A 10,160-nucleotide genomic window follows, 5' to 3' on the forward strand; every position below is an offset into this window, starting at 1 on the left:
CCACCTCGCGCACGATCCACGCGAAAGAGGAACATGCGGACTTGGCCATCGGCGCCGACGGCAACGACTACGCCGTGTTTGTCGACTATGGCAACGGTGGCAACCTGGTCATGGCGGACTTGGCAACAGGGGCGCGCACCACGCTGTTCTCGATCTACAACAACGGCACGTCGACCGGCTACCACCTCTCGGCCAAGAGCTTCGCCCGCCCGGGCTGGATCCTGATGGAGACCCACAGAGAGAGCAACGCGAACTTGCTGGCCAATCGCCTCATGGCGGTTGAACTCAAGGCCAACCCGACCATCATCAACCTGGCCCACCACCAGTCGTACCAGAACGGCTTCTGGACCCAGCCACAAGCGACGGTCAGCCGCGACTTCAGCCGCGTGCTGTTCGGCTCGAACTGGGGCACCACCTCCAACCTGGACATCGATGCGTTCATGATTCGCCTGCCGGACAACCTGCTCGAGATCGTCATTCCAAAACCTACGGATACGAAACCCTGATTGTCTCGCGACGCCTGGCTGCCGACCGGGCGCCACCATGACCGCGTTTTCCGCCCCGTCCCGTTGTCCAGAAAGCAGGTGCACCGGGGCTCGAAACAACGGAGCGTGGAAATGGCAAAGTCGGTCTCGACGCCCGAGGCGCAACAGCCTGCAGACCGCCTTGCGCCGGGGAACGCCAAGGCAATGGATCATCGCCAAGGGCCGCAGCCCGTCCCTTCCCCTCCGCTCAGGGTCCTGTATGTAGTGTCGCTGTTCCCGTCACTTTCGGAGACCTTCATTGCGCGCGAAATCCATGCGTTGATCGAAGGTGGTATCGATGTACGCATTCTTTCCCTGAAGCCGCCCACAGACCTGATCGTCCAGCCCCTGGCCCGGTCCCTCCTCGATCGCGTGCTACACCCCGCGAACTGGTTCCATACGGTGCTGTCCACAATGAAAACGGTGGCTCGGAATCCAGCACTGATGATGGGATTCAGCTTCACGGTGGCGCGCGGGCTATGGCGACATCCCATGGCAATGCTGAAGAGCATCGCAGCAATCACGCTTGCCATGGGCCGCCTGGAGGACATCCGCGCGTATGGCCCAAAGCTGATCCATGCGCCTTGGGCCACCTACCCGGCGACGGTTGCCTGGATACTGTCCCGATTGATGGACCTCCCCTTCAGCTTCACCAGCCGGGCTCACGACATCTTCGTGCGAGGCCATTTGATGCCTGGCAAGCTGGCCAACGCAGCACTCGCTGTGACCATCACCGAGCACAACGTCCGGTACATGAACCGGTGGATGCCAACCCCAGGTGCCGTTCCAATCCAGGTCATCCATTCGGCGCTGAACCTCAATGACTTGCATTTCGTCACCAAAGGAAGGGCGCCTGCACGGCTACTTTCCGTAGGGCGACTCGTTCCGCAGAAGGGGTTTGACGTGCTGTTGCGTGCGATTGCAATTCTCAGAAGTCGCGGGACCAGGCTGGAATGCACCATCATCGGCGAGGGCGTGGAGCGCGCCAAGCTCGAATCGCTTCGCGCATCGTTGGACCTGGTCGACGCAGTCGACCTGCCCGGCGGAATGCCAAACGATGTGGTCATCAACCACATGTCTTCCGCTTCCATCATGGTCCTCCCCTGCGTGGTCGCACCGGATGGCAGCTCCGATGGCATACCCAACGTATTGATGGAGGCCATGGCAACAGGATTGCCGGTAATCAGTACGTCCATTTCCGGAATACCAGAGTTGGTCGAAGACGGCGTGAGTGGCCGACTAGTCCCAGCCGGTGACGCCAACGCGCTCGCTGATGCAATACAGTCAATGATCGACGACCCGCTGAAACGCGAACGGTTCGCCATGGCAGGCAGGAAGAAGGTGGAACGTGAATTCGATGTCCGCGTAGAGGCGGGCCGCCTACTCAAGCACTTCCTGGCGGTATGCCATGCATGACATTCCGAAAAACGCGGCGACCGGGTCTTCCAAAACAAAGGGGGACTGAGCGATGTTGCGCCTTCTGCTTGCAACCATGATCGTTCTCATTCCGAACTCGCTCCGGTTCTCTTTTGACGCCGGCATTCCGGGCTTCAACCTTACCAACCTCTTGTTCATCCTCCTGTTACTAGGGCTGGCGCTGGGGAAGCGAGAAAATGCGCCGACCCAACATGGCTACATGACCTCACCATTACTGGCGTTGCTCCTGGTCATCACGTCCGGATTCATTGTTGTCCAACTCGTCGACCCGGGTGACTTCGCGGACGACGCGACGAAGCTGAAGAACGCTGCCTTTTACCCGTGCCTGTACTTCGTATACCGCCATTCAAGGCAAGACCTAAAGGCAACTCGACAGTTGATTCTTCTAACCCTCGCAGTTGCGGTCGCAGCGGGAGTCGAGGCCATATATCAATGGGCGCAGTTCGGCATGGGAAATTTCTCTCCGGACAACCGGGCCAGCGGACCGTTCGGTGGCGTTCTCGCCGCAAATCGCGCGGGAATATATTACGCACTGTTCCTTCCAATGCTGCTTTCGCTGTTCCTCCGGTCGCAGAATCACTTCCTCTGGCGCTTCGCCGCCCTCGCAGGTAGCGCAATCCTCTGCGTTGGAATCATGGCGACCTTCTCCCGCCAGGGCTATGTGATCGCGGCAATTACCGTCATCGCGCTCCTGTTCCGCAAGAACGTATTGCTGACCATTGCCCTGTCGGCAATCATGGTCAGCGCGATCAGTCTCCTGCCGGGAAGCGTCGCGCAGCGAGTGACCGAAACCCAACAGAGCAGCGCGTCTGGGGAGATGGGGGTCGACGACAGCACCGCCAGTCGCTACCACATCTGGACGGGCGCCATGAAGATGGTGGCCGATCACCCCGCCGGGGTTGGGCCCAACCGCTTCAGGAGCCACATCGGCGATTACTCCTCGTATCCCGAGATGGATGCGCACAATTCGTTTGTGCTTGCACTTGCCGAGTATGGGCCATTAGGCCTGGGAGTTCTTGTGTGGCTCTTTGTCAGGCTATTCGGGCTCGCCAAGCAGCTGCGTCATGAGTCCGAACCTGACAACACGGAGGCCAAGGCGCTCGCCGATGGACTGACGTTCGCAGCCATGGCACTGCTGCTAGGAAGCATGTTCAGCAGCCTCGTGCTCGACGGATCATTCGCGGGCAGCTTTTGGATCATGTGCGGCCTGGTGGAACGTCTAGCGATGCTGCAAAGGCAAGCCACGGAGCTGGGTACGAACCCACCGACTGCCCACGCACTCCCAGCCGACCGGTTTCCGCTTATCGCCAAGATCCGACCAGGCTACCGCCGCGGCGTGAGCTGACCCAAGTATCTGGAGGTTAGTTGGTATGGCTAGACTTCTATCCCGTTTGCCAAGCCCAACCAAGGACGCTTTGCGGGAAGCCCGCAATCGCGTTCTGGCCATCACCAGCTACCGGGGTCGCGATAGATACTGTCCTGTATGCAACAAGCAGTCACGGAAATTTCGGCCGTATGGCATCGTGAAGCGCGACGATGCACAGTGCGTTCACTGCGGCGCACTCGAACGCCATCGGTTCCTTTGGCTATTCCTTGAGCGAAATACCGACATCTTCGATACAAAACAGAAGCGCGTCCTTCATGTCGCTCCGGAGTCCTGCTATGAAGTCCGGCTCAAGAAGCAACTTGGCAGCGCGTATCTTACCAGTGACCTGTACAGTCCAAGTGCAATGGTAAAAATGGATATCTGTGACATCCATTACGATGACGAATCGTTCGATGTCATTGTGTGCAATCACGTACTCGAGCACGTACCCAACGATCGCATGGCGATGGGAGAGCTGAACCGGGTGCTGAAGAAGAGCGGTTGGGCGGTCCTCAATGTCCCAATAACCAGCGACAAGACATACGAGGATCCGTCAATCGTCACGCCTCAAGCCAGGCTAGCCGCCTTTGGTCAAGAGGATCATGTTCGTCGCTACGGCCCTGACTATTTGGAGCGACTCCGTGACACGGGCTTTGACGTAGACGTCGTATTTGCGGACAGCCTTGTTGACGAACAATTGCGGGTCACAATGGGACTGACGCGTTGCGGTGAAATTTACTATTGCCGCAAGGCAGCTTTACCGACGTCATGACCCGATCCGCCCCATCCGTGCGTGGACGAGGCATCGCTTCAGAAGCGCCACGGGCGGAAACCAAGATCGCCTTCGGCAAGTTCCACGCCGTCAAAGTGCGGCGCCACGGAAAAGGTCCGCGGACGGTCCGCCAACAACTGAACGCTCAAAGTGTGGATGCACTGGAGGGCAGCTGATAAGCATTGCTGGACGACGCCGAGAACATGGCCAATGCCCAGCTTCAGTGCTTCACCGAACTCCTCGACATTGAAAACCGCACAACGGCCACGCAGCATCAACGCCCGCATCCGTCACATCAAACAGCGGGCCTGTGAATTTCGCAACCGCGACCGCCCCCCAGTGCCATCCACTTCCATCCGGACGGTTCCGAACCCGCCCGTCGTATCAGCCAGGAACGCGCCCCACTCGATCCGGTGAAGCACCAATTTTCATAGGGTTACATCATGTGTGGTTTTGCCGGCTACATTGGCACTGACAATACCGCTGATCGCCATAAATCAACAACTCTGGCTCAAGCGATGGCCGACTGCATTGCTCATCGTGGCCCAGACGGTGATGGGGTATGGGTCGACGTTGGTGCCGGCATCGCGCTCGCACATCGTCGACTTTCCATTCTTGACTTATCCCCGGCAGGCCACCAGCCCATGGTCTCGTTCAGCGGGCGATGGGTAATCTCTTATAATGGGGAAATCTACAATCATTTGACGCTGCGTGCAGAACTTGAAGCTTCGGCATTGGCGCCAGAGTGGCGCGGGCATTCCGACACCGAAACCCTTCTAGCCTGTGTAGAAGCCTGGGGAGTGCAGAAAACGCTGCAGCGCAGCGTGGGCATGTTCGCCATGGCGCTTTGGGATCGCCATAGCCACGAACTGTGGCTTGCGCGCGACCGCCTCGGGGAAAAGCCGCTCTACTACGGCTGGCAGGGGAATACCTTCCTGTTCGGGTCCGAACTCAAGGCACTGCGCGCGCATCCAGAGTTCAACGCCATGGTTGATCGCGGCGCGCTTGCGCTGCTGCTACGCCACAACTACATCCCCGAGCCGCATTCGATCTATAACGGCATCCGCAAGTTACCGCCTGGCTGCTGGCTGAAGCTGTCTGGCGGTCAGCGCGACCCACAACCGGTGGCGTATTGGTCGCTGGCTGAAACCGCGGAATGCAGGGCAAAGAATCCATTCACGGGTACCGAAGCCGAGGCATTGGACACACTGCATAGCCTGTTGAGCACTGCGGTGCGCGAGCAGATGTTGTCCGACGTCCCCTTGGGTGCACTTCTCTCCGGCGGTATCGACTCCACATTGATTACTGCCCTGATGCAGGCCAACAGCACCCGTCCAGTCCGTACCTTCACCATCGGCTTCGACGAGAAGGCCTATGACGAAGCAGTGCATGCGCGGGCAGTGGCTGCACACCTGGGGACAGAGCACACTGAGATGCATCTGTCCCCGCAGGACGCACTGGAATTGATCCCACGCCTTCCGCAGATGTATGACGAGCCGTTCGCTGACTCCTCACAACTGCCCACCCATTTGGTGATGCAACTGGCACGCCGACATGTAACGGTGGTGCTATCGGGGGATGCAGGCGATGAACTGTTTGGCGGTTACAAGCGGCACTACCTATGGCCAGAAATTTGGCGGCGCATCAGCTGGGTGCCATCTCCTGCACGTCGTGCGTTGGGGATGGCGATGACGGCATTGCCTGCGACGACCTTGAATCGCTTGCTTGCCAAACCTGCGCACTTGTTGAACATTGCATTACCTGGCGACAAGACGCACAAGCTGGGTATGCGGATGCGTGACTTGAGCAGTCTTGAAGATGTGTATGTGTCACTGGTCACTGAGTGGAGCAATGCATCCGAGATCGTGGTCGATGCGAGCATCCCCCCTAACCTACTCGACCAGCGCCAGGCCTGGCCGCGCTTGGCCGATCCAGTGGCGAGGATAATGGCTCTTGATACGCTGACCTACTTGCCGGGCGACATCCTTACCAAGGTGGATCGCGCGGCAATGGCGGTGTCGCTGGAAACGCGGGCTCCGTTCCTCGATCGTGATGTAGTCGAGTTTTCCTGGCGTCTGCCGATGGCGATGAAACTACGCGACGGCCAGGGCAAGTGGATCCTGCGTCAGTTGCTGGATCGTCACGTGCCCCGTGCACTCACAGAGCGTCCGAAGCAAGGCTTCAGCATCCCACTGGATCAATGGTTACGCGGCCCGCTGCGCGATTGGGCGGAATCCCTTCTAGCGGAAGATCGACTGCGCCTGCAAGGATATTTCGATCCGACACCGATTCGAAAGGCGTGGACCCGGCATGTTCGCGGCGAGGCGTCATTCGGCTACCGGCTGTGGTCCGTGTTGATGTTCCAAGCATGGCTGGAGCAGCAGTGAACCCGCGCGCCATCCCTCACTTTGGCCAGCAACCAAATGCATGCCGATGGTCACGAAGACGCAACAACGCCGAACCAGTGCTGGGATTACCCGAAAGACATGACCTTCTCACCGGTCTTCCAGGACGCGCGCGTCTCGGACCAGGCCTGGAACATCAGGACCGACCACAATTGATTTGCGAGGTTTGCCTGACCCTCGACGTGACGTCGCCATGCGGTTGCAATCAGGGTTGGATCAAAGAATCCCTCCCGATGCAGGCGATCGGTGGCGATCAGACCTTCCGCCCACTCTCGCAAGGGTCCGCGTAACCACTGGTCCAGCGGCACGGAAAATCCCTGCTTGCGCCGATCGACCAGCGGGTCCGGCAGATAACGCTCAAGCAGGCGACGAAGTAACCATTTCTCCTGTCCGGCATGCAGCTTGAATCCCTCCGGCAGTGACCATGCCAGCTCAACGACCTCTTTATCCAAAAAGGGCGCGCGCGTTTCGAGCGAAACCGCCATCGCAGCGCGATCTACTTTGACGAGGATACAGTCAGGGAGGTATATCAGGCCATCCATTGCCATCATCCTGGAGGCGCGCTCCCGAATCTCCGGCCATCGCGATCTGTTGTCGAAAATATTCTCGGGAATCGACGACCCGATGACGACTCCCGCCGCATCGCCCCACACACGCCTCTGCGCAACATAGAGATCGTCAAAATTCTCGAACTCGCGCAGTCGCGCACCAACAGTGCGAACCTTGTCGCCGAGCAACTCCCCTCCGGAAAATCGTCCTAGCGAGCGCGAAGCCAGGTTGATAGCGCCCACAGGCAGAAACTCGATCCCCGCGCCGATCATACGCCTGACCATCAGTGGCATGGAGTATCGCCGCCGCCAAACCATAGGATAGTTCAGATAGTGACTGTAGCCGCCGAACAGCTCGTCCCCACCATCACCGGACAAGGCCACCTTCACCTGGGACCTGGCAAGACGCATGACAAGGTGGGTTGGAAGCTGCGAAGAGTCTGCAAACGGTTCGTTGTAGATCTCTGGAAGATGGGGGATCAACGACAGCGCATCCTTGGCGCTCATCAGGAGCTCCGAGTGATCAGTACCGAGACGACCCGCGACATGACGCGCATGCGGCGCCTCGTCGAACATCTCCTCATCGAACCCGATGGTGAAAGTACGAACCGGCTGGCTACTATGAGCCTGCATCATTGCAACGATGATCGTGGAGTCTATTCCACCAGAAAGTAAAGCTCCCAACGGGACGTCCGACATCATTTGCCGGCGGACCGCCGTGTCAAGGCGTTGTTCAAGCAGATCCATCGCGTCGTGTGGCGATCCCGCGTAAGGGTGTGACGCACCGGACTCCGCCACTTCGGCGAGGGACCAGTAGCGAACGGGCTCAACTTCGCGAGCCCCATCGCGCAAGCACAGAAATGAACCTGGCGGGAGCTTGGATATTCCAGCATATATTGAATAAGGCGACGGCACATAAGTGTGCCGAAGCATCAGCGCCAGCGCGCCGCGATCCACCTCATCAGAGAACGCCGGGTGCATTGCCAACGCCTTGAGCTCTGAGCCAAACAAGAAAGCGTTGCCCTGCCAGCCGTAGTAAAGCGGCTTCTCGCCCATTCGGTCTCGCGCCAGCCATAACGCCCGCTCCTGCCGGTCCCACAGGGCGAAGGCGAACATTCCAATACTACGACTGAGCATGCCCTCCACGCCCCAAGCCTCTATCGCAGCGAGGATAGTCTCTGTATCCGATCCACCTCGCCAACAGGGGGGGGCTTCTTCCGCATCAAGGGCTCTGCGGATATCACGATGATTGTAGATCTCACCGTTATACGCAATTACCCATCTCCCCGATGCCGAGACCATGGGCTGGTGGCCAGCATCAGACAGCTCAATGATGGCTAGCCGACGATGGCCGAGCGCGATGCCCGCGCACGGGTCGCACCAGGACCCTCCGTCGTCAGGCCCTCTATGCCGGATCCGATCAGCCATTTTCTGCACCATCGGTCCCAGGCCGTCGCCATCCGCGCCCCTTTGTATGAAACCCACCAGACCGCACATGCAATACCCCCAGGAATTCCGAAACCCCATGCGCAGAACCGGCGCCGTCTACGCACCTCGTCCCTTACGGAGCGCCATGACAGCCGCACGCAACTCCCTGTCAAAAGCCCACACCGGAGCAGCATAGAAAATCGCGAATGACAGTGCTGACATAAACAAAAAAATCCAAATATTCTCAATTTCTGGAGCCAGGCCATATTCGATCCAAAGCAGCAATATCGCGGCGCACGAACACGCCAGCAGCACGGAATGCGGACCTGGGGCCTGGAACAATCCACGGGGGCAAAACAGCGCCCCCCCTATGGCGAGCGCCGCGTAGCTTGCGACGGTCGACCACGCCGCGCCGATGAAGCCAAGACGAGGAATCAGCAAAAGATTGAGCAGGATGTTCAGCGCCGCGGCCGATAATGTTATCGCCAACACGATCGTGGACTTGTTCCGCAAAAGCAATCCGTAGTTGCCAACTTCAAACATCGGATAGATGGCGATTGCCATCCCCACGATAACGAACACATCGCCCGAAGCAGCCTTGGCCGGTCCGCTCAGCGCCACAATGACCTCATTTCCGACCCCGAGCACCATAGCCGCCACGCCAATGCACGCATATGTCAATGGACGCAGCAAGGTGCGCTTTAGCTCGCGCACGGCTTCGTCGCCTTGCGCACCATGGATACGGTTGGCTACTGGCACGAACGCCTCACTCAGCGTCGCGCTCATGAGTACGTTTATCTGCATCGCGAGCGAGTATCCGATCGCATAAATTCCAACCGCCGCAAAGTCACTGGTGATCTCCTTGAGCATCACCCGATCGATGGCGACCAACGCCACCCACGCCAACTCATTGGCCATCATTGGAATTCCGTAACGGAACGCGCCAAGCGTGGCGTTAATATCAAGCGACGACATTGAGAAGCGGAAGTTTCTTTTAATCCAATGTACGTAATAGACGCATAGGAGGGCGGCAACGGCCAGCTTTCCGCCGAATACGGTCGCCGCATTGTTTTGGATCAGAACTACCCCGCCAGTAACAAAGCCGACCTCGACCCACCTCCCCAATGCCTTTACGAACATCAGCGTCGCCGAACGTTCACTTGCCATCAGCACGACCTGCATGACACTACTGAACATCGCGAACGGAACCAGAAAGAATGCCCACCAGAACGCGTTGGAATCGGATCGAATATCGCCCACATCAGTGAACGCAATCACAACCGTGGTGACCATCCACAGGGCGAGCGATACAAGCACTGGAGCCATGAAAATACTCGTCGCGAATCGATCGACGACACGGAACGTGTCAACACTTTCCCAACACTCGTTGCGAGATTTCTATGTAACAACTTCGGGTAGCCCGGTGTCGACCGGGGTGGGGACGATGGTCAGTGCGCCGGAGGTAGCCAGCAGTTGCGAGGCATGCATGGCGAGGTCGGGGTTGATGTGCACGGCGGCGGGCGGCAGGGCGACGGTGGGCGCGCCTTTGACGTAGCGCTCGGGGTGGCGTGTGTAGTGCTCGGTGAGCGCCTGCTGGCGGACGGCGGCAACGGTGGGCACGCGGTCATGGAAGAGGTCGGCAGGTGTGAACAGCGCCAACCCTTCGTGCGGACGATCGTT

8 protein-coding genes and 1 pseudogene are annotated in these 10,160 nt (G+C 58.8%); 5 read left to right on the top strand and 4 right to left on the bottom strand.

The window, feature by feature from the left end; all coding sequences use genetic code 11:
• The 4 genes from IP93_RS15455 to IP93_RS15470 form a co-directional block, all read left to right on the top strand.
• Positions 1–506, top strand: a 506-nt coding sequence (locus IP93_RS15455) for a hypothetical protein (protein WP_206751979.1), incomplete at its 5' end; no start/stop codon positions are given.
• Positions 507–617: 111 nt separating this feature from the next.
• Positions 618–1,940, top strand: coding sequence for a glycosyltransferase (locus IP93_RS15460; RefSeq protein WP_144817198.1), 1,323 nt, complete (start codon positions 618–620; stop codon positions 1,938–1,940).
• A 76-nt stretch (positions 1,941–2,016) separates the two neighbouring features.
• Positions 2,017–3,306, top strand: a complete 1,290-nt coding sequence (locus IP93_RS15465; RefSeq protein ID WP_158636382.1) for an O-antigen ligase family protein — start codon at positions 2,017–2,019, stop codon at positions 3,304–3,306.
• Between the two features lie 178 nt (positions 3,307–3,484).
• The gene (locus IP93_RS15470; protein WP_199747250.1) at positions 3,485–4,099 is read left to right on the top strand and encodes a class I SAM-dependent methyltransferase; all 615 of its coding nucleotides are present in this window, start codon (positions 3,485–3,487) and stop codon (positions 4,097–4,099) included.
• A 38-nt stretch (positions 4,100–4,137) separates the two neighbouring features.
• Here IP93_RS15470 and IP93_RS15475 read toward each other — a convergent pair whose 3' ends face one another.
• On the bottom strand, positions 4,138–4,386 hold the full coding sequence (locus tag IP93_RS15475) for a hypothetical protein (RefSeq protein ID WP_158636383.1): 249 nt from the start codon (positions 4,384–4,386) through the stop codon (positions 4,138–4,140).
• A 156-nt stretch (positions 4,387–4,542) separates the two neighbouring features.
• Between IP93_RS15475 and asnB (IP93_RS15480) the strand changes: the two genes are divergently transcribed.
• Complete coding sequence (gene asnB, locus IP93_RS15480) at positions 4,543–6,486, top strand: asparagine synthase (glutamine-hydrolyzing) (RefSeq protein ID WP_144817205.1); 1,944 nt, start codon at positions 4,543–4,545, stop codon at positions 6,484–6,486.
• Between the two features lie 86 nt (positions 6,487–6,572).
• On the opposite strand, the gene asnB (IP93_RS15485) is transcribed toward asnB (IP93_RS15480), so the two are convergent.
• From asnB (IP93_RS15485) to IP93_RS15715, 3 genes and pseudogenes are all read right to left on the bottom strand, one after another.
• Complete coding sequence (gene asnB, locus IP93_RS15485; RefSeq protein ID WP_338419432.1) at positions 6,573–8,579, bottom strand: asparagine synthase (glutamine-hydrolyzing); 2,007 nt, start codon at positions 8,577–8,579, stop codon at positions 6,573–6,575.
• Positions 8,580–8,597: 18 nt separating this feature from the next.
• Positions 8,598–9,806 (bottom strand): oligosaccharide flippase family protein, encoded by a 1,209-nt coding sequence (locus tag IP93_RS15490; protein WP_144817208.1) that lies wholly within the window; start codon positions 9,804–9,806, stop codon positions 8,598–8,600.
• A 72-nt stretch (positions 9,807–9,878) separates the two neighbouring features.
• Positions 9,879–10,160 (bottom strand): annotated as a pseudogene (locus tag IP93_RS15715) (hypothetical protein); the annotation flags it as partial.

The organism is Aerolutibacter ruishenii (genome assembly GCF_007830115.1).
Taxonomy (GTDB): domain Bacteria; phylum Pseudomonadota; class Gammaproteobacteria; order Xanthomonadales; family Xanthomonadaceae; genus Aerolutibacter; species Aerolutibacter ruishenii.

Excerpts from the sequence above, each read along its gene's own strand:
- IP93_RS15460 (WP_144817198.1), top strand. The coding sequence starts at position 618 with ATGGCAAAGTCGGTCTCGACGCCCGAGGCGCAACAGCCTGCAGACCGC.
- IP93_RS15465 (WP_158636382.1), top strand. The coding sequence starts at position 2,017 with ATGATCGTTCTCATTCCGAACTCGCTCCGGTTCTCTTTTGACGCCGGC.
- IP93_RS15475 (WP_158636383.1), bottom strand. The coding sequence starts at position 4,386 with ATGCGGGCGTTGATGCTGCGTGGCCGTTGTGCGGTTTTCAATGTCGAG.
- asnB (WP_144817205.1), top strand. The coding sequence starts at position 4,543 with ATGTGTGGTTTTGCCGGCTACATTGGCACTGACAATACCGCTGATCGC.
- asnB (WP_338419432.1), bottom strand. The coding sequence starts at position 8,579 with ATGGGGTTTCGGAATTCCTGGGGGTATTGCATGTGCGGTCTGGTGGGT.
- IP93_RS15490 (WP_144817208.1), bottom strand. The coding sequence starts at position 9,806 with ATGGCTCCAGTGCTTGTATCGCTCGCCCTGTGGATGGTCACCACGGTT.